The 16,652-nt window shown below is 70.3% G+C and carries 22 protein-coding genes, 3 tRNA genes and 1 pseudogene; 13 read left to right on the top strand and 13 right to left on the bottom strand.

The features are described 5' to 3' along the window. The first annotated feature begins 49 nt into the window (after positions 1-49). Entirely contained in the window at positions 50-889 is an 840-nt protein-coding gene (locus tag AB0368_RS19075) for a hypothetical protein (protein ID WP_366155192.1), read from the top strand. 303 nt (positions 890-1,192) lie between these two features. Beyond that, positions 1,193-1,402, top strand: a complete 210-nt coding sequence (locus AB0368_RS19080; RefSeq protein ID WP_014687221.1) for a BldC family transcriptional regulator — start codon at positions 1,193-1,195, stop codon at positions 1,400-1,402. Positions 1,403-1,474: 72 nt separating this feature from the next. On the opposite strand, the gene AB0368_RS19085 is transcribed toward AB0368_RS19080, so the two are convergent. Beyond that, positions 1,475-1,846, bottom strand: coding sequence for a PPOX class F420-dependent oxidoreductase (locus tag AB0368_RS19085; protein ID WP_366155193.1), 372 nt, complete (start codon positions 1,844-1,846; stop codon positions 1,475-1,477). A 100-nt stretch (positions 1,847-1,946) separates the two neighbouring features. Here AB0368_RS19085 and AB0368_RS19090 point away from each other — a divergent pair, with 100 nt between their 5' ends. From AB0368_RS19090 to AB0368_RS19105, 4 genes are read left to right on the top strand one after another with little or no spacing between them, the layout of a single operon-like run. Further along, the gene (locus AB0368_RS19090) at positions 1,947-2,723 is read left to right on the top strand and encodes a class I SAM-dependent methyltransferase (protein WP_366155194.1); all 777 of its coding nucleotides are present in this window, start codon (positions 1,947-1,949) and stop codon (positions 2,721-2,723) included. Beyond that, entirely contained in the window at positions 2,720-3,280 is a 561-nt protein-coding gene (locus AB0368_RS19095; RefSeq protein ID WP_366155195.1) for an RNA 2'-phosphotransferase, read from the top strand. The genes AB0368_RS19090 and AB0368_RS19095 overlap by 4 nt, the downstream gene beginning before the upstream one ends. Before the next feature lie 56 nt (positions 3,281-3,336). Next, positions 3,337-3,906 (top strand): hypothetical protein, encoded by a 570-nt coding sequence (locus tag AB0368_RS19100; protein ID WP_366155196.1) that lies wholly within the window; start codon positions 3,337-3,339, stop codon positions 3,904-3,906. Then, the gene (locus AB0368_RS19105) at positions 3,903-5,198 is read left to right on the top strand and encodes a PrsW family intramembrane metalloprotease (RefSeq protein WP_366155197.1); all 1,296 of its coding nucleotides are present in this window, start codon (positions 3,903-3,905) and stop codon (positions 5,196-5,198) included. Before AB0368_RS19100 ends, AB0368_RS19105 begins: the two co-directional genes overlap by 4 nt. Before the next feature lie 10 nt (positions 5,199-5,208). On the opposite strand, the gene AB0368_RS19110 is transcribed toward AB0368_RS19105, so the two are convergent. Beyond that, positions 5,209-5,457 (bottom strand): hypothetical protein, encoded by a 249-nt coding sequence (locus tag AB0368_RS19110; RefSeq protein WP_366155198.1) that lies wholly within the window; start codon positions 5,455-5,457, stop codon positions 5,209-5,211. Between the two features lie 100 nt (positions 5,458-5,557). Between AB0368_RS19110 and AB0368_RS19115 the strand changes: the two genes are divergently transcribed. Genes AB0368_RS19115 through AB0368_RS19125 form a run of 3 tightly spaced genes read left to right on the top strand, consistent with a single transcriptional unit; the run spans position 5,558 to position 7,122 of the window. Beyond that, positions 5,558-5,956: a hotdog fold thioesterase gene (locus AB0368_RS19115; protein ID WP_366155236.1), complete on the top strand. Its 399-nt coding sequence runs from the start codon at positions 5,558-5,560 to the stop codon at positions 5,954-5,956. A gap of 37 nt (positions 5,957-5,993) precedes the next feature. After that, positions 5,994-6,386, top strand: coding sequence for a hypothetical protein (locus AB0368_RS19120; protein ID WP_366155199.1), 393 nt, complete (start codon positions 5,994-5,996; stop codon positions 6,384-6,386). A gap of 55 nt (positions 6,387-6,441) precedes the next feature. Beyond that, positions 6,442-7,122 (top strand): DUF2786 domain-containing protein, encoded by a 681-nt coding sequence (locus tag AB0368_RS19125; protein ID WP_366155200.1) that lies wholly within the window; start codon positions 6,442-6,444, stop codon positions 7,120-7,122. Here AB0368_RS19125 and AB0368_RS19130 read toward each other — a convergent pair. Continuing rightward, entirely contained in the window at positions 7,100-7,414 is a 315-nt protein-coding gene (locus AB0368_RS19130; RefSeq protein ID WP_366155201.1) for a hypothetical protein, read from the bottom strand. The two genes, AB0368_RS19125 and AB0368_RS19130, sit on opposite strands and share 23 nt — an antisense overlap. Positions 7,415-7,549: 135 nt before the next feature. Between AB0368_RS19130 and AB0368_RS19135 the strand changes: the two genes are divergently transcribed. Next, the gene (locus AB0368_RS19135) at positions 7,550-7,978 is read left to right on the top strand and encodes an ATP-binding protein (protein WP_366155202.1); all 429 of its coding nucleotides are present in this window, start codon (positions 7,550-7,552) and stop codon (positions 7,976-7,978) included. 15 nt (positions 7,979-7,993) lie between these two features. Continuing rightward, entirely contained in the window at positions 7,994-8,302 is a 309-nt protein-coding gene (locus tag AB0368_RS19140; protein WP_366155203.1) for an STAS domain-containing protein, read from the top strand. Here AB0368_RS19140 and AB0368_RS19145 read toward each other — a convergent pair. From AB0368_RS19145 to AB0368_RS19155, 3 genes are all read right to left on the bottom strand, one after another. After that, positions 8,299-9,342 (bottom strand): SGNH/GDSL hydrolase family protein, encoded by a 1,044-nt coding sequence (locus tag AB0368_RS19145; RefSeq protein ID WP_366155204.1) that lies wholly within the window; start codon positions 9,340-9,342, stop codon positions 8,299-8,301. The genes AB0368_RS19140 and AB0368_RS19145 overlap by 4 nt on opposite strands. A gap of 160 nt (positions 9,343-9,502) precedes the next feature. Further along, positions 9,503-10,708 (bottom strand): DUF6596 domain-containing protein, encoded by a 1,206-nt coding sequence (locus AB0368_RS19150; protein WP_366155205.1) that lies wholly within the window; start codon positions 10,706-10,708, stop codon positions 9,503-9,505. Next, a complete protein-coding gene (locus AB0368_RS19155) occupies positions 10,696-11,067 on the bottom strand; it encodes a YciI family protein (RefSeq protein ID WP_366155206.1) in 372 nt (123 codons plus the stop codon). The genes AB0368_RS19150 and AB0368_RS19155 overlap by 13 nt, the downstream gene beginning before the upstream one ends. Before the next feature lie 95 nt (positions 11,068-11,162). Between AB0368_RS19155 and AB0368_RS19160 the strand changes: the two genes are divergently transcribed. Together AB0368_RS19160 and AB0368_RS19165 are read left to right on the top strand one after the other, a co-directional pair. Next, a complete protein-coding gene (locus AB0368_RS19160) occupies positions 11,163-11,579 on the top strand; it encodes a nuclear transport factor 2 family protein (protein ID WP_366155207.1) in 417 nt (138 codons plus the stop codon). 94 nt (positions 11,580-11,673) lie between these two features. Further along, a complete protein-coding gene (locus AB0368_RS19165; RefSeq protein ID WP_366155208.1) occupies positions 11,674-12,222 on the top strand; it encodes a hypothetical protein in 549 nt (182 codons plus the stop codon). Positions 12,223-12,473: 251 nt separating this feature from the next. On the opposite strand, the gene AB0368_RS19170 is transcribed toward AB0368_RS19165, so the two are convergent. The 7 genes and pseudogenes from AB0368_RS19170 to crtI all read right to left on the bottom strand — a co-directional run bounded on the left by AB0368_RS19170 (position 12,474) and on the right by crtI (position 16,630). Beyond that, positions 12,474-12,550, bottom strand: a tRNA-Phe gene (locus AB0368_RS19170). Positions 12,551-12,581: 31 nt separating this feature from the next. Then, positions 12,582-12,658, bottom strand: a tRNA-Asp gene (locus AB0368_RS19175). A gap of 48 nt (positions 12,659-12,706) precedes the next feature. After that, a tRNA-Glu gene (locus AB0368_RS19180) sits at positions 12,707-12,779 on the bottom strand. Between the two features lie 453 nt (positions 12,780-13,232). Further along, complete coding sequence (locus AB0368_RS19185; protein ID WP_366155237.1) at positions 13,233-13,976, bottom strand: B12-binding domain-containing protein; 744 nt, start codon at positions 13,974-13,976, stop codon at positions 13,233-13,235. Positions 13,977-14,300: 324 nt separating this feature from the next. Continuing rightward, positions 14,301-14,528: pseudogene (locus AB0368_RS19190) on the bottom strand (MerR family transcriptional regulator); the annotation flags it as partial. After that, on the bottom strand, positions 14,518-15,093 hold the full coding sequence (gene idi, locus AB0368_RS19195; protein ID WP_366155238.1) for an isopentenyl-diphosphate Delta-isomerase: 576 nt from the start codon (positions 15,091-15,093) through the stop codon (positions 14,518-14,520). The gene idi and the pseudogene AB0368_RS19190, both read right to left, overlap by 11 nt. A gap of 19 nt (positions 15,094-15,112) precedes the next feature. Further along, a complete protein-coding gene (crtI, locus tag AB0368_RS19200; protein ID WP_366155209.1) occupies positions 15,113-16,630 on the bottom strand; it encodes a phytoene desaturase family protein in 1,518 nt (505 codons plus the stop codon). Positions 16,631-16,652 lie beyond the last annotated feature (22 nt).

Below are 16,652 nucleotides of genomic sequence, written 5' to 3' on the forward strand. Positions count from 1 at the left end.
GCTACGCGCGGAGGGGCTATCGACCACGATTTCGTGAAAGGATCGCGCCGTGCCGTCACTGTTCGCGTCGTACCTGCGCGTTTACGAGCCGCTGACCGCCTTCGACCGGGACCGCCAGGTTTTCTGGCGCCGGTATGCGCGGGAGGGGCGGGCCCTCGGCCCCGCCGAGGGGCCGGTCCGGCAGCGCACCGCCGTGCTGGAGGCGCTCGGTGCCGGCTGGACCCGGCTGCCCGACCTGCCGGACGAGGCCTATGTCTTGGAGTGGGGCGACACCCTGCTCGTCTGCCCGTGGAACCTGCGGCTGCGCGTCGCCGAGGCGGCGCTGAACGCCCGGGACGGGGTGCCGAGCGTGCTCGCCGACGCGTTCGTGCCGCCGGTGCTGGCGGGGCAGGCGAAGGCGATCGTGGAGGACTGGCGCAGCGGCGCGAAGGTGCTGGAGCGCGGCGTGCCCCGGGTGCACGAGCAGATCGCCACGTGGGGTGTGCCGCTGCGCTGGTTCGTCTTCGTGGACCTCGACGAGCGGGAGATCGAACTGACGGGAGAGCGGCGAACCCTGCGCTACCGCACCGAGATCTCCAAGGCCCGCCGACGGGCTCATCGCGGCGTCTCGGTGCTGCGTAAGTCGCTGGGCGACGCCCCGATCACCGAGGCGGTCGAGGAGGGTACGCGCTGGCTCGAGGAGTTCCACCCGCGTTCGATCGTGGAGCTGGATTACGGCGGCCTCACCGGTCTGCTCCCGGACGACTCCCTCAAGGATGACGATTCACCCGGACTGGTGGCGGCCGGCCTGACGGCACTCTCCCGGGGCGACGCCGACGCGGCCACGGAGGCGTACGAGAAGCTCGTCGCGCGGTGGCGAGCGGTGCAGTTGCTCGAGCGCTGCAATTGATCGACACTGGTCACGCTGTTGACCAGCAAGAATGGGACGAACGGGCACGGAACGGCACCCCGGGAGCCGCTTCTAAGGCGAATACTCTTCGTAATCGGGGACTGCCGAAGCGTGATTTTCGGTCCAAACAAGACACTTTCTGGCGTATAAAACCGGGATAAATCGGTCATGCTTCAACCGTCTATCTAGGGACGTTCGGCCGTTCGGCCCATGTCGGACATCGGGGACTAGCCGGACCATGAGAGACGCACCGGCCGGCGGGACCCCGGCCGATGTCTTTAGGTACCTGTGGAGGAGTGACCGATGGCATCGCGTACGCACGATCCTGAGCCGCTACTAACACCGGCCGAGGTGGCGTCGATGTTCCGAGTCGACCCGAAGACCGTCACCCGGTGGGCCAAGGCGGGCAAGCTCAGCGCAATTCGCACCCTGGGCGGGCACCGTCGCTACCGGGAGTCGGAGGTTCGCGCTCTGCTGCAGGGACAGATTCCCACGCAGCGGCAGGGCGACTGAACGAACCGCAGTCGACCGAAAGATCGATAGAAGGGGCGAGCGCCGGGGAAGGCGATCGCCCCTTTTTCGGCTCTACGACACCAGGATCGTCGTCGTGCCGTGCACACCGCGGCGGAGCCGGCTGCCGAGCAGGGTGAGGCGGCCCATCAGGCCGTACTTGCGCTTGAGCAGCTCTCCCACCCGTACCCGATCGGCCTCGTCGCCGATGCGCGCTGTCGCCTCGATCGCCTCGCCCTTCAGGTTGCCGCGCATGTCGCACGGGGCGACCGTGACCCGGCCGCTGTTGCGGATCCGCTTCAGCTTGCCCGTGCCCTGCGGCGTCCAGAACGCCAGGCCGGCGCCGTCGGGCACGACCCAGAGCGGGGTCGCGACGGCGCGGCCATCCTTGCGGAACGTCGTCAGCGAGACGTACTTCTCGGCACCGATTTGCTCCAACGTCGCCATGTCTCAAGAGTAGTGACGGCGAGCATTGTTCACGACGGTGGAGACCTTGTTGCTAACCTGCGGCAAGGAGCAACTCAAGGTAGGTCGTGAACAACCCTCGATGGATCAGCCAGCGATCGGCGACGTGTTCGGCGAGTTGATCCGGGACGCGTACGCCGTACGCACCGGAATCGGCCCGCGCCCCCTGGCCGGCGGGCGGGTGCCCCGGCCGGTCATCGAGATCATCGAGCGCGACGACGGCCTGATCAACGGCGCTCCCGCGGACCACTACCTCGCCGAGCCCGCCGAGTGGCAGCCGCACGACGTCCGCGCACTGCGACTCTGCCGGGGCGCCGTGCTCGACATCGGCTGCGGGGCCGGGCGTACGGCGCTCGAGCTGCAACGCCGGGGCATGGCCGTGACCGGGCTGGACATCTCGCCCGGCGCCGTCCAGGTCGCGCGCGAGCGGGGACTGCGGGACACGGTCATCGCCACCGTCGACGACTACGCACGTACGACCACCCGCTACGACACGTTCCTGCTGCTCGGCAACAACCTGGGTCTGCTGGAGGGACCGGAGCGCGCCCCCGGCTTCCTTGCGGCGCTCGCCGCCCTGGCCCGGCCCGGCGCGCGGATCGTGGCCCAGGGCTCCGACCCGTACGGGACGACGGACCCGGTGCACGTGGCCTATCACCGCCGCAACCGCGAGCGGGGCCGGCTCGGCGGCCAGCTGCGCCTGCGGCTGCGTTACCGCCTGCTGGCCACCGACTGGTTCGACTACCTCAACTGTTCCGTGGACGAGCTGGAGAAGCTGCTCGAGGGCACCCCGTGGCGGCTGAAATCCGTCGACACCGAGGACCGGCCTTACTACCTTGCGGTCATGGAGTTGTATCCGTGAGCGCGTTGACCCGGGAGCAGGTTCGCCTCAGCAAGCGCATGTCGCTCGTGCTGCGGCACCGGCCCGAGGTCGCCGGCCTGACCCTGGACCCTGGCGGCTGGGTCCCGGTCACCGACCTGCTCACCGCATTGAAGATCACCCGTGCCGAGCTCGAGGTCGTCGTCGCCGGCAATGACAAGTCCCGGTTCGCGATCGCGACCGGCACCGACGGCGTGGAGCGCATCCGCGCCAGCCAGGGTCATTCCCGCCGGGTGGACGTCGACCTCGACCTGCCGCCGGCGGATCCGCCCGCGACCTTGTTCCACGGCACGCCCCGCGCCAACCTGCCCTCGATCGTGCGCGAGGGGCTGCGTCCGCGGAGCCGTCACCACGTCCACCTCTCGCCCGACGTGGCCACGGCGCTGCGCGTCGGTCGCCGCCGGGCGGCGGAGGTCGCGATTCTCGAGGTGGATGCGGCCGCCATGGCCGAGGTCGGGCACGTCTTCCACCTCAGCGCCAACGGCGTGTGGCTCACCGCCGTCGTGCCGGCGGGACATTTCCGCGAACGTTCCGAGTAAACGGACAAAACACTCTCCATCCGAAGCCCGTACGCGCGGACCGTTAGCGTATGGGGATGGGGAGGGTTACCGGGAGTCAGCGAACGAATCTCCTCGGTGCGATCGCCCTAGTAATGGCCCTCGGCGCTCTGGCCTTCGGGCTACCGGCGCTCAACCGGATGCTGCCCGCCGAACGCGCAGTGCCCATGAACCGCCCGTACGAGATCGGGGGCGGGGTGACCGTCGTGCCGCCGCCCGGCGCACGCATCGACGTCACCGAGACCCGTCCGACCGAGGACTCGGGCACCGTGCTGTTCCGGCTCGGGCCTGTCCGCTACCTCGTCACCGTCCAGCCGTACGACGGCACCCTGCAGACCGCGGTCCTGCGGCTGCGGCAGCGCATCACCGGCACGGCCGGTTATCAGGTCACCGGCACCGAGCTGACCGTCGCGACGGCCGGCGGCCTGGCCGGCGTCCAGGGCGGCTACAGCGCCCCCGGTCGCGGCGGCCGGTACGCGGTCTTCGTCGCCGACGGCCACACCATCGAGGTCACCGTCAGCGGCGCCGACCTGGACCTGGGCCGCTCGCTGCCGGCCATCGACGCCAGCACCAGAACCCTCCGGTACGCGCCGGAGCGGGCCGGATGACGGCGGAGCCCCGGTTGCGCAGCGCCCGATCCGCGCCGGTGCAACCAGGCCCGGACCCGGATCTCGGGCTGGTACGCCGGCCCGCGTTCTGGATCGTGCTCGCCGTACTCCTCGCCGGCGCCTGGCGGATGACGATGATCACGGCGCAGTTCGCTGCCGCGTACCCGTGGGCGCTCTTCACGGCGACCACCCTCTTCGCCGTGCTGGCCGTGCCGTTCTGGTTCGTCGTCTCGGAGCTCGACTTCCTCGAGCGCGAGCCGCCCGCCCTGCTGGTCCTGGCGTTCGCCTGGGGCGGACTGGTCGCGACGACCGTCTCCATCCCCGGCAGCGCGGCCCTCGACGACATCATCGCCAAGCTCGGTTCACCACATCTGGCCGCGGACTGGGGTGCCGCGCTGGCCGGCCCGACCGTGGAGGAGGTCGCCAAGACGCTCGGCGTGGTCGCCGTCGTGCTGATCGCCCGCGAGCAGGTCAACAGCGTGCTCGACGGTGTCGTCTACGGCGCGATGGTCGGCCTCGGATTCCAGATCGTCGAGGACATCGTGTACGCGATGGGCGCCGTCGCGCTGGCCGGCCGCGGCGACCACATCGAGCCGGTCGTCACCACGTTCCTGCTCCGCGGCTTCGTGTCCGGGGTGTGGAGCCACACCCTGTTCGGGGCGCTGGCCGGGGCGGGGATCGGCTATCTGGTCGTGCGCGGTGACCGTACGCTGCGTACCCGCCTCGCCGTCGCCATGCTCGCCGTGCTCGGCGCCTGGGCGTCGCACGTGCTGTGGAACTCGCCGTTGCTGCGCGACGGGCTCGGCAACGGCGCCGTGGCGCTGCTGGCCGTCCTCGTGCTCAAGGGGCTCCCGCCGCTGCTGCTGATCTGGCTGCTGGTGCGGGCGGCGCACGACCGCGAGGCCGACTACTACACCGCGCAGCTCGCGACGCTCGACGATCCGGAGCTGGTAACGCCGGCGGAGGTCGAAGCCCTCAAGTTCGGGTCGCGCCGGGCCAGTGCTCGCCGGCACGCCCGGGTCCGGGCGGGATTCCGCGCCCGAGCAGCGGTACGGCGCCTGCAACGCGCCCAGGCCCGGCTGGCGGTCGAGATCAGCCGCGGTACGCCGGACCTGAGCCGCTGGTGTCACGAGGTACGCCGGCAGCGCCGCACCCTCACCCGGCTCGGGCACCCGGAGGCGGTCGTCCCCGACGGCAAGGGGCCGTGGCGGCGTACCGCCTCGGCGGTTTTCTCCACGGCCCTCGCCGTCGCGGTGCTCTGGGCGGCGATCAGCGCGCTCGGCGGCGGCTGAGCCGCGGACGTCAGACGGACGGAGGAAGGCCGCCGTCCCCGTCGACGATCATGTCCGGGTTGCCGTCCTGGTCGAGGTCGACCATCGTGATGTCGACCTTGCCGTCGTTGTCGGTGTCGAACTGGAACAGGTCGGGCTTGCCGTCACCGTCGGTGTCCGAGACCCAGACGTCGGGCTTGCCGTCACCGTTGGTGTCGGAGGCGAGCAGGTCTACGCGGTCGTCCCCGCGGGTCTCCACGATCTCCTGGGGCTCGCTCATGGTTCTCTCCTCGCTGGGCTGCGGACTCGGTCCGTATCAACGTAGGGCCCCGGTCAACCCCCCGGTAACGTTGCCCGACGTGAGCACAGCGGCGGACGGCATGCAGGCCCTTCTCGGCAGCGGGGGCGCGGGCGCCCTCGGCGAGCGGATGGGCATTCAGATCACCGAGGCGACCCCGGAACGTGTGGTCGCCACGATGCCCGTGGAGGGCAACACCCAGCCGTACGGGCTGTTGCACGGCGGGGCCTCGTGCGTGCTCGCGGAGACCCTCGGTTCCGTCGGTGCGGTGATGCACGGCGCGACCGTCGACCGCCCGTTCGCCGTGGGGGTGGACATCAATGCCACCCATCACAAGGCCGTCCGGTCCGGCGTCGTCACCGGCGTCGCCACCCCGGTGCACCGCGGCCGCACGGCGGTCACCTACGAGGTCGTCATCACCGACCACGACGGCGACCGGGTCTGCACCGCGCGGCTCACGTGCCTGCTGCGGGGCGCTTGAGCGGCGTCGGTTGACGAATCCGCGTACCTTTCTTGACGTGACCGACGTACCACAGCACGCACTGGACGACGCGGCGCAGGTGTTGCACTGCGCGCTCAGCGGCGACAGCGACGCTGTGGTCGGCACGTTCGACGCGGTGGTGGACCGCTCGGGCGTCGTGGGGGCGTACGACGTGGCCTGGTGCCTCGCCGCGACGATGGTGGGACAGAACGTGCCCACCGGCGGCGCGTGGACCCTCGACTTCCCCGGGATCGACGACGCGCGGTACGACAAGCGCTGGGTGGCCCGGTTCGTGAGCGCGTACGTGAACGGCGACATCCCGACCGGCGAGGCGCTGTTCGGCGCCGCCATCGCCGACGGCCAGCTCCCGGACTGCCTGCTCGCGCTCGCCGGCTCTACCGTCGCCACTCTTCGACACAGAGCGGCATGACCGACTGCACCGCAGCGAAGCAAGGGCCAGGAGGACATGCCCTTGCCAGCTCAGCATGACCGAGGATCCGCTTCTCGCGCGCGTTCGGAAGTTGCTCGCCAAGGCCGAAGATCCCGCCTGTACGCCGCCCGAGGCCGAGGCGTTCATGGCCAAGGCCGCGGAGCTCATCGCCAAGTACGGCATCGACCAGGCGCTGCTCGCCGGCGCCGACCCGGCCCTCGACCCGGTCGGCGATCGGGTGCTGACGGTCGAACCGCCGTACTCCCGCGACAAGGCCGCGTTGCTCGGAGCTGTCGCCATCGCTCTGCGCTGCAAGGCCGTGCACCTCGACCGGCGTGGCACGGCCCGAGTGCATCTCTTCGGGCACGGCGCCGACCTGGAACGCGTGGAGCTGCTCTTCACCTCGCTGCTGATCCAGGCGGCGCACGGCCTGGCCGCCGTCGCCGTGCCGAGCTACGACCACCCGGCCGCGTTCCGCCGCTCCTGGCTGGTCGGCTTCACCGAGGCGATCCGGGCGCGCCTCACCGCGGCGGAGCAGGAAGCGGCCGCCGCCGCCCCGGGTGCGGCCCTCGTCCTGGTGGACCGCACCGAGCTGGTCGAGCGCCGGCGCGACGAGACGTACCCGAGGCTGACCCGCCTCGGCCCGCGCCGGCTGGCGGGGACCGGCCGCCACGACGGCTATGCGGCCGGTCGTGCCGCGGACCTGGGTGGCGCTAGGGGCCTACGCAATTCTTGAGGTAGAGCGCCTTCGCGTACTGCGCGGCGGCCGCCTCGTTGTACATGGTCGCCTGCGCCATGTACCAGCCGTTGTCGGCGAGCGCCTTCTTGGCCTGCGTCATCCCCGACCAGCGGATGTCGGCGTCCACGTCGGACAGGCCCCGGGCCTTGAAGTTACGCCGCATCTGCATCTTGCCGGCGCGGAAGTTCTCGGCGGCCTGCTCGGCCTCCCGCATGCACCCCATCCCCTTCTCGCTGAGCGCCTCGGCGAGCGTCCAGGCGGCCTGCTCCTCCGCGTTCTTGAATTTCACCGTCGGTTCCTCCCGCGAACTTGGTTCCCGGATAGAGGTACGGAAGACACGGCGGTTGCGCTAGGTCCGTGCAAGAAAGGTCAAACTGTCCGACCGGCACACATGATCGGCGGACCCGGCGGGCATAAGTCCTGCATGGCCTCCATCAGCGCGCAGAGCCCGCCGAGCATGACCGAGCTGCAACAGTGGGCGCTGGACAGTCCGCGGCAGCTGAAGATCCTGAGGGCGTCCCTGCACAAGGCCATCACCGGTGAGGTGCTCGCCGACGGCGCCGCCCTGGACGAGGTGCCCGAGAAGGTCGTCCTGGTCGCGACCGAACTGGCCACCAACGCGCTGCGGCACGGGCTGCCGCCGACGATCGTCCGGCTCGGGCGGGCCGGCGACCACTTCTACCTCGACGTCTGCGACCACTCGCCCGACTCGGTGCCCGAGTACGCCGCGAAGCGGCCGCTCGGCCAGGGCGGCCTGGGGCTACTGCTGGCGCAGAAGTTCTCGCTGGAGATGGGCTGGTACGTGCAGGGCAACACCAAACACGTCTGGGCTGAGTTTCCCGTACCGGGCTGACCTATGATCACGTCGATGACCGACGCCTACTACACGATCACCCGGGAGCCGGGTGTCGTCCGGCTGTCCGGTGACTTCGACATCAACGCCCGGGACGATCTGCAGTCGGTCCTGGCGGAGGCGATCGAGGAGGACGGCGCCGGGGGGATCGTCGTCGACTTCGACCAGGTCCAGTTCCTGGACAGCGAGGCCTTGGGCGCGCTGATCGAGGGATACGTCGCCGCGCGCGCGGCCGGCGTGAAGCTGTCCGTCACCAACGCGCGCGGGATCGTCCACCGGGTGCTCGACGTGTCCGGGGTCCTCGAGATGGCGGCGAACGGCTAGATGTTCAGCAGGTTGCCGGCGCCGGTCCAGCGCTGGACGACGCGGGTGCGGGTCTCGACCTTGCCGTTCACCCGTACCTGATAGGTCTCCTTGTATTCCCGCAGCGTCTGCCAGGCACGGACCCGGCGGTTGACGCCGTTGACCTTCACCGTCGCGGTACGCAGCGTCCAGGTGCGGCACTCGGTGCGGTGGTGCTGCTCGCCGTCGACGGTCACCTTGGTGGCCAGGCAGCGGACCGCGTTCCGCGCCCGGTACGGGTTGGGGCCGGTGTCGCCGGAGGTGCCGAACACCCGCGCCATGCCCCGGTACCAGTTCCAGGCCATCTTCGAGTAGCCGAAGTCGTTCGGGTGGTGCAGGTCGTGCAGGTCGATGCCGGAGACCGAGGACTGGTCGACCACCGTGATCCGGGCATCGTCCTTCTGCGCGACCAGCTTGGGGATTTGCCGGTTGTAGGCCCGGTCCCGGGCGGCCTCCCGCGGCACCCGCGACCTGACGATCTTGGCAACGAGGATGTATGCGTCCGGCCGCGCCGCGCGGATCTGGTCGATCATCGCCGACAGCTTGCGGGCCGTCGCGGCGGGGCTGTCGCCCTGGGTGATGTTGTTCGTGCCGGCGTGCACCAGGACGACGTCCGGACGGTACGTGTCCAGCCAGCCGTCCAGCTCCGAGGAGAGCTCGTCGATGGTCCAGCCGCCGTGCCCCTCGTGATTGATGTCCGAACCGGTGCCGTCGCTCTGCGACCCGACGTAGTTGATCTCCAACCCGCCCTTGAGCAGGCGCTCCGAGAGGGCCATCCGGTAGGAGCTGCGGGTCGGGGAGCCGGTGCCCCGGGTGATCGAGTCGCCCAGCGGCATGACGCGGGTGGCCTCGAACGCCTGGATCCTCGGTGCCGCACCCTGCACCACGGCGGGAGCGGGCGCGTCGGCGGAGGCGACCTGGGGTGCACCGAGGCCCACCACGAGGCCCGCGGCGAGCACACCGGTCATGGTCTTGATACCCAGCCGGCGTGCACCGGCCCAACCCTGCTCGGAAATCCCCACGACGTACCCCCCGATCGCCATTTGCTCAGACGTCTGAAAGATCGGCCGCTGCCGCCGGGACACGATTTCCACCCGGTAGCCGTGAGTTGTGAACGAGGTGCATGTGACCAGCAGACCAGCGGGTGCGGCCGGTGCGGAGGACAGCGAGTCCGACCCGGCATCAGCCCAGAGCGGTGGCTCGCGCCGTCAGATAGCGCTGCTCGGGTGCACTCAGGGTGCGGCGGGCCGCCTCCAGGTAGGCGGTGCGGGCCGCGGGCCGATCGCCGGACTTTTCCAACAGGTGGGCACGCACGGCCGCCACCCGGTGATGCCCGCGCAGCGCCGGCTCGCCGTCCACCTCCGCGAGCTGCTCCAGCGCCGCCCCGGGCCCGTGCACCTCGGCGACCGCGACGAGCCGGTTGAGCGTCACCATCGGCCCCGGGGCGAGGGCGTCGAGGATCCCGTACAGGCGGAGGATCTGCGGCCAGTCGGTGTCGCCGGCATGCGCGGCCTCGTCATGGATCGCCGCGATGGCGGCCTGAATCTGGTACGGCCCGATCGGCGCCCGCGCCAGCGTCCCCGTGATCAGCGAGACGCCCTCGGCGATCGCGGCGCCGTCCCACAACGACCGGTCCTGCTCGGCGAGCGGCACCAGGGCACCATCGGCCCGGGTCCGCGCCGGCCGCCGCGCGTCCGTCAGAAGCATCAACGCCAGCAGCCCGGCTGTCTCACCGTCGTCGGGCAGCCGGGCCCGCAACTGCCGGGTCAGCCGTACGGCCTCAGCGGTCAGCTCCACCCGCTGCAGCCGCACGCCGGAGCTGGCGGTGTACCCCTCGTTGAAAATCAGATACAGCACCTGCCGTACGGCGACCAGCCGCGCCTCGAGCTCCTCCGGCGGCGGGAGGCGGAACGTGGCCCCCGCGTCCCGGATCCGCTGCTTGGCCCGGCTGATCCGCTGCCCGACGGTGGCCTCCGGCACGAGCAACGCCCGGGCGATCTCGCCGGTGGTGAGCCCGCCCACGGCCCGCAACGTCAGCGCCACCTGCGACGCGGTGGTCAGCGCCGGATGGCAGCACAACAGCAGCAGCGTCAGCGAGTCGTCGACGGACGACACGAGCGCCGCGGGTGGCTCGTACCGAACGGCATCCTCCCGCCGCCGCCGCGCAGCCTCGTTCCGCAACAACTCGATCCGCCGCCGCGCCGCAACGGTGATCAGCCAGTTCTTCGGCCGCTCGGGCACCCCGTCGATCGGCCACTGCTGGGCGGCGGCGAGCAGGGCCTCCTGCACGGCGTCCTCACACGTGTCGAAGTCCCCGTACCGCCGTACGACAGCAGCCAGCACCTGCGGCGCACAGTCCCGCAGCAGATCCTCGATCAGAACTCCCACCCGCTCATGTCGAGCACGGGCCGCACCTCCACCTGCGTGTACGCGGCATCGGGCACCTTGGCGGCCCACGCGACAGCCTCGTCCAGATCGGCGCAGTCGATCAGATAGAACCCGGCCAGATGCTCCTTGACCTCGGCGAACGGCCCATCGGAGGCGACCGTACGCCCGTCCCGCACCGAAACCCACCGGGCGAGCGAAGGATCGGCAAGGCCCTCGGAGGCGACATGCACCCCGGCCTCGGCCATCTCCTCGGTGAGCTTGAGATGCCCCACCCCGAAGTCCGTGCGCTGCTGATCGGTGAGGGTCTCCCACACGGCGAGCGACCGTTCGTTCGACTGAATCAGGATCAGGTACTTCATGACGCCTCCTCGGCTTTCCGCCATCTTTCACCGAGACGTCGAAACCCGGACGCCGGCTTCGACATCCTGGATGACAGCACTCCCGAGGAGGACCCATGGAAGAGATCCGCACCATCGTCCTGGAACGCGCGGCCGCCGTGGCGGCAAAGGACGCCGCAGCGATGCTGCAGCACAACGCCCCCGACATCGTCGAATACACGCTGGCTCCGCCGCTCCGGCAGTCGGCCAGTACGACGGAGGGGGTCACGGCATGGTTGGGGACGTTCGAAGGGCCGATCAACATGGAGGTCACGGAGCTTGCCGTTACGGGGGGCGGGGACGTCGCGTACTGCACCAGCCTCAACTGCCTGACGGCTACGCCGGTGGGGCAGGCGGAGAGTTTCAGTCTGTGGTTCCGGGCGACTTTGGGGCTGTGCAAGCGGGAGGGGCGGTGGGTGGTGACGCATGAGCATCTGTCGGTGCCGTTCGAGATGGACGGCTCCTTCCGGGCGTCGATCGACCTGAAGCCATAGAAGGCCGTATCGTTCAGGCTCGCTGGGGCACGGGAACGGGGAGTCACGGTGGGTTCCGGATTGCGATGGGCCTGGGTCGCGGGGGGTACTGCTGATGGCGGTTGCCGGCTGCACTCCGAAGGCGAAGGCGGCCACAGCGTCGTCAGCGGCATCGAATCCGGCTGACCAGATCTTCGCCGACGGCTGCCCCAGCCTGTCCGCTCCGCCGTTCGGCATCGAAGCGAAGGGCGAAAGGCGTCAGGGCCAGACAGGTCCCAGCGAGCAACGGACACTGAACCGACTCGTGCCGGGCGCGCAGATGGACTATGTCATCTGCCAATACTCGAAGCCGGGGTCTGCTCAGCCGGGCATCGAGGTCGACGTGCGGGCGTTTCGTGGTCAGAGCGGCACAGCTCAAGCCACGGCGCTCGCCGACGCGGAACAGGTCTCCTCGTCGGGGTTCTCCGCGGACTTCGTCACCGTGCCGGCGTCCGGCGACAACGGCGGCTTCGCCTGGTTCGACGAGGGTGAGTACGGCATAGCGACGCACTCCGGCAACGCGTACGTCATGGTCATGGTGAACCCTGGCGGCGGGCAGAAGGCCCTGCAGAAGCAGGTGCCCAGCCTTACCGCGGTGATGGCCGACGTGCTGGACGTCCTGTGATAGCGGGCTGCCGCCTCGCTCGGCGTAGCCGACACTGCGCCCGCCGGCCGCAATGCCTTCGAGCCCAGTTGCCGACCAATGTGCAGTGCGCGCGGGCGCCTGGGGGCCGTACGGCGTTGTGCGCCCCCGCTGATTGAGCTGGCCCGGGGATCGACTGAGAACTGAGATCAGCGATCCCAAGGTGACCGGACAGCAGAACGCCCACCGTGCGTTTCCGCAGGTGGGCGGTGCTCAAAGCCCGGCGAGAGGCTTGGTGGCCAGGGGCGGGGTCGAACCGCCGACCTTCCGATTTTCAGTCGGACGCTCGTACCAACTGAGCTACCTGGCCGTGCCGCGTGAAACTCCACGCGACTGGGCGCTGGCGGTCCTGACGGGACTTGAACCCGCGACCTCCGCCTTGACAGGGCGGCGAGCACTCCAACTGCTCCACAGGACCTTGCTGATGGTGCTCATTCTTACCACGTGCTCTGACCGAGGTGGTCCGTACCCCCAACGGGATTCGAACCCGTGCTACCGCCTTGAAAGGGCGGCGTCCTAGGCCACTAGACGATGAGGGCAACTCCGCCATCATTGCACATTCACAATTCCTGCGGTGTGGGCCCCAACCGGCCCCGCTTGAGGCTTGGAAAGCATACGTGATGCCGTGCCCCTCATCCAAACCGGTATCCCCTTCGCCGGGTCGTCGCTGTGACCAGCAAAAACGAGCGCCGACCGAGGCGGTCGGGGGTAGAGGTGTGCCGAGCGCCACTCCCCGCTTCCCATGCCGGCCGCGTCGTCAACGACGCATCCCAGCAGCCGCAAGAGCTCCCACCCGCGGTCCCGTCCGACGCGACTCGAGGCGGTTATCGGCGATGGGGCCTATCGGCAGGCTCGCGTCGCCTTCGCGCCGCTCGCGGCTGCCAGTGCCGCACGCCCGCGGGGTTATCGGCGAGGTCGCGTCGCCTTTGCGCGCTCGCGACTGCCAGGTGCCGCGCTCGGGTCACGCGCTGACAGTGACGAGCAAGGATGGCTCAGCGGCGACGACGTGCTTGTTCTGCTTCCGCCGCGTCGGTCCCGTCCGGGGCGACTGCCATCGTCACCAGCCGGACCGCCTCGCGCAGGCTGCCGATCCGCACGACTCCCTCCGGCAGGCCCTCGACGGGCCACCCCGGCCCGGCCGCCCCGGCGAGCAACAGCCCGTGCCCGGAGGACAGCAACCGCACCCACTGCCCCGGATCCCCGGTTTCCGGCAGCTGCGACCACAGCACCACCGCGATCGGTCCCGTACGCGCAACCGCATCGTTCAAGGCCTGAGGCGGCACCCGCGCGCCGAGCAGTCGGCTGGGCACTCCGGCTTCGGCCAGCGCAGCCGCGAGTGCCTCGAGGGGAAGAGTGTGCTGTTCCTCGTCGGCCGCGGCGAGCAGAATCCGGGGGGTGCGGCTGCTCGGCGGCCGGGGCACCGAGCCCAGCACCTCCGTCACACTCCGCGAGATCAGGTGCTCGACCTCGATGAAGCGCCTGGTGGCCTCGTACCGGTCGCCGATGCCGATCAGCACGGGCATGATCACTTCGTCCCAAGCGCCGACGACGCCGCGGCTGACCACGGTCATCTCGAGGAGATCGCGCAGCGCCGGCCCGTCGAGCCGCATGGCGGCGCGGGCCAGGCCCCGGGCGGCGGGTCCAGCCCTGCCGGTACGGATGGTGTGCCCGCCACCGTCCCGCATGGTCACCCGGAGGCGGCCCGTGACCTCGGGCCAGGCGGAGTCGATCGCCATCCCGCGTCCGGAGGCGGCCTGGCGGCCAAGTCCCGCCTCGCCCTGGCCGCCGGGGCCAGCGCTAGACCCAGACCCAGACCCAGACCCAGTGCCCGGGCTGGCGTCGGGATCGGCGTCCCGCTCGTTCGTGTGATGCCCGCCGAGCCGGGTCCCCGCATCACCGTCGCGTGGTTCGGCGGCTGCGTCACTGGCACGTTCCCCGCCGGTCGCGTGCCTCTGGTCCGCACCGATCGACCCGCCGCGGCCCGGCGGTTCACCGCCCGTCGAGGACTCGCCGGATGCGGGCTCGGCCGCAGCCGAAGGCCGAGCCACGTCGATCGGCATGGGAACCCGCCGCGCCCAAGCTGCTGCCTCAGCCGGCGCCACCCCCTGCGCCGTGAGGCGGCGCATGACCTGGAGGCGTTCCATGTCTTCCGGCGTGTACCGGCGGTGCTGTCCGGGCACGTGGTGACTCGGCCCCAGCCCGTACCGCTGGTGCCACGTTCGCAGTGTGGTGACGGCTACCCCCAGACGGCGCGCGACGGCGCCGGCCGTCAGGGCCTCATCGGCCACCTGACCGCTCCGTTGTGTCGTCGGGGTGGAGGTGCTCGTGGAGGCGGCCGGCGACGCCGGGTAGCCAGGGCGCGTACACCCGGGGTTCTCGGGAGGCGGCGAGCCTGAGCTCGTCGAGCGACACCCAGCGCACGTCGGCCACCTCGTCCGGGTCGGGTAGGAGGGTCGCGTCGGCGTCCAGGCGGCCCACCAGCACGTGGTCGTACTCATACTCCACGCGTCCGGTCGCGGGGTCTTCCGCGTAGTAGGAATACACCCCCACCTCGCTGAGTTCGACGCCGTCCACGCCGATCTCTTCGACCAGGCGACGCTTCGCGGCGACGGCGAGGGGTTCCCCCGGCATGGGGTGGCCGCAGCAGGTGTTGGCCCACCGTAGGGGGAAGCGGGTCTTGACGGCGGCGCGCTGTTGCAGCAGCACCCGGCCGGACGAGTCCTGCAGGAACACGGAGAAGGCGCGGTGCAACAGTCCCGGGGCGCGGTGGGCCTCGTCGACCGTCACCTTGCCCACGGCCAGCCCGTCGGGGTCGACGAGCTCGACGAGGTGGGTTTCGCGAGACCCGGTCATGTCGACGTGCCCTTCTGCGTCATTCATGGCGTCCGCCCACCAACTCTCCGTCTGCCGTTGCTGCGGTGATGCGAGTAGCCGCCAGCTTTCCCGATATCAACACCATCGGAACCCCCACGCCGGGCTGCGTGCCGGAGCCGGTGAACACCACGTTGGGTAGTGACGGATGCAAGTTTCCCGGGCGGAACGGGCCGGTCTGAGCGAATGTGTGCGACGACGCGAACGGCGTGCCGGCGGCCATGCCCTGTGCCGCCCAGTCGTCCGGCGTGATGATCCGTTCGACCTCCACGCCGTCCCGGAACCCGATGTATCCGCGCTGCTCCAGCACGCGCAGCAGCTCGTCCGCGTACCGCCGGCCCAGTCCGCCTCGCCAGTCGAATCGCGCAGCGTCGAGGTTGGGCGTCGGCGCAAGCACGTAGTAGGTCTGCCGGCCGGGCGGCGCCACGCTCGGATCGCTGCGGCTGGGGTTGGTCACCAGCAGTGACGGGTCGCTCATCAGCAGACCCTGCCGGATGACCTCGTCGAACGTGCCCCGCCACGAGGCACCGAAGTGGATGTTGTGGTGGGCGATCTTGGAATAGGTCCGGTCGGAGCCGATGTGCAGCACCACACACGAAGGCGAGTACCGCAGCTTCCGGGGCCGTTGCGCCTGTGCCGGCAGCAGGTCGCGATAGGCGACGGGCAGGTCGGGGTTGAGGACGACGACGTCGGCGGCGATGCGCTCACCCGTGTCGGTGATGACGCCGGTCGCACGGCCGTGGCGCGTCTCGACGCTGGTGACCGCGGTCTCGTAACGGAACTGCACGCCGTGCTTCTCCGCGGCACCGGCCAGCGCCTTCGGCACGGCATGCATGCCACCGCGGGGGAAGAAGACCCCCGCGACCGAGTCGAGATACGCGATCACCGCGTAGATCGCGAGAGCGTCATGCGGCGCCAGGCCCGCGTACATGGCCTGGAAGGAGAAGATCCGTTGGGTACGGGGATCACGGAAGTATTTGTCGATCTTCGGCTGGAGCCGGCGGAACCCGCCCATCCCCAGCAGCTTCACCAGGTTGAGGTTGAGCAGGTCGACCGGGCTGTCGAGGTTGCGATCGATGAAGTGGTCGCGTTCGAGCCGCCACAGCCCGCGGGCGAAGTCCACGAACCGGAGGTAGCCGTCGGCCTCGCGAGGCCCGCAGACCCGGGAGATCTCGCCCGCCATGCGCACGGTGTCGGTCAGGACGTCCAGTGTGGAGCCGTCGGGGTAGTACGCCCGGTACGCCGGGTCGAGCGGCATCAGCTCCAACCAGTCGGACAGCTTCTCGCCCACCGCGGCGAGCGGCTCGGCGATCAGCTCCGGCATGGTGAGCACGGTGGGGCCGGTGTCGAACTCGTATCCGTCGACGGAGAGGCGTCCGGCCCGGCCGCCCGGCACCGGCTCGCGCTCCACGACCGTCACCTGGCGCCCGGCCGCGGCGAGGTGGAGAGCGCAGGCCAGGCCGCCCAGTCCGGCACCGACGACGACCACGTGGTCGGTCGGTCCTGTCACTGTTCGCACGTCATGAGCTCCAAACGGTCGA

The sequence above is a fragment of the Actinoplanes sp. NPDC051475 genome, from assembly GCF_040689425.1.
Lineage (GTDB): Bacteria > Actinomycetota > Actinomycetes > Mycobacteriales > Micromonosporaceae > Actinoplanes.

What these genes read in the sequence shown, in the direction of transcription:
- AB0368_RS19080 (WP_014687221.1), top strand. Translation starts at nt 1,193, where the DNA reads ATGGCATCGCGTACGCACGATCCTGAGCCGCTACTAACACCGGCCGAG.
- AB0368_RS19085 (WP_366155193.1), bottom strand. Translation starts at nt 1,846, where the DNA reads ATGGCGACGTTGGAGCAAATCGGTGCCGAGAAGTACGTCTCGCTGACG.
- AB0368_RS19090 (WP_366155194.1), top strand. Translation starts at nt 1,947, where the DNA reads ATGGATCAGCCAGCGATCGGCGACGTGTTCGGCGAGTTGATCCGGGAC.
- AB0368_RS19100 (WP_366155196.1), top strand. Translation starts at nt 3,337, where the DNA reads ATGGGGAGGGTTACCGGGAGTCAGCGAACGAATCTCCTCGGTGCGATC.
- AB0368_RS19105 (WP_366155197.1), top strand. Translation starts at nt 3,903, where the DNA reads ATGACGGCGGAGCCCCGGTTGCGCAGCGCCCGATCCGCGCCGGTGCAA.
- AB0368_RS19110 (WP_366155198.1), bottom strand. Translation starts at nt 5,457, where the DNA reads ATGAGCGAGCCCCAGGAGATCGTGGAGACCCGCGGGGACGACCGCGTA.
- AB0368_RS19115 (WP_366155236.1), top strand. Translation starts at nt 5,558, where the DNA reads ATGCAGGCCCTTCTCGGCAGCGGGGGCGCGGGCGCCCTCGGCGAGCGG.
- AB0368_RS19125 (WP_366155200.1), top strand. Translation starts at nt 6,442, where the DNA reads ATGACCGAGGATCCGCTTCTCGCGCGCGTTCGGAAGTTGCTCGCCAAG.
- AB0368_RS19135 (WP_366155202.1), top strand. Translation starts at nt 7,550, where the DNA reads ATGGCCTCCATCAGCGCGCAGAGCCCGCCGAGCATGACCGAGCTGCAA.
- AB0368_RS19140 (WP_366155203.1), top strand. Translation starts at nt 7,994, where the DNA reads ATGACCGACGCCTACTACACGATCACCCGGGAGCCGGGTGTCGTCCGG.
- AB0368_RS19155 (WP_366155206.1), bottom strand. Translation starts at nt 11,067, where the DNA reads ATGAAGTACCTGATCCTGATTCAGTCGAACGAACGGTCGCTCGCCGTG.
- AB0368_RS19160 (WP_366155207.1), top strand. Translation starts at nt 11,163, where the DNA reads ATGGAAGAGATCCGCACCATCGTCCTGGAACGCGCGGCCGCCGTGGCG.
- AB0368_RS19165 (WP_366155208.1), top strand. Translation starts at nt 11,674, where the DNA reads ATGGCGGTTGCCGGCTGCACTCCGAAGGCGAAGGCGGCCACAGCGTCG.
- AB0368_RS19185 (WP_366155237.1), bottom strand. Translation starts at nt 13,976, where the DNA reads ATGGCGATCGACTCCGCCTGGCCCGAGGTCACGGGCCGCCTCCGGGTG.
- idi (WP_366155238.1), bottom strand. Translation starts at nt 15,093, where the DNA reads ATGACCGGGTCTCGCGAAACCCACCTCGTCGAGCTCGTCGACCCCGAC.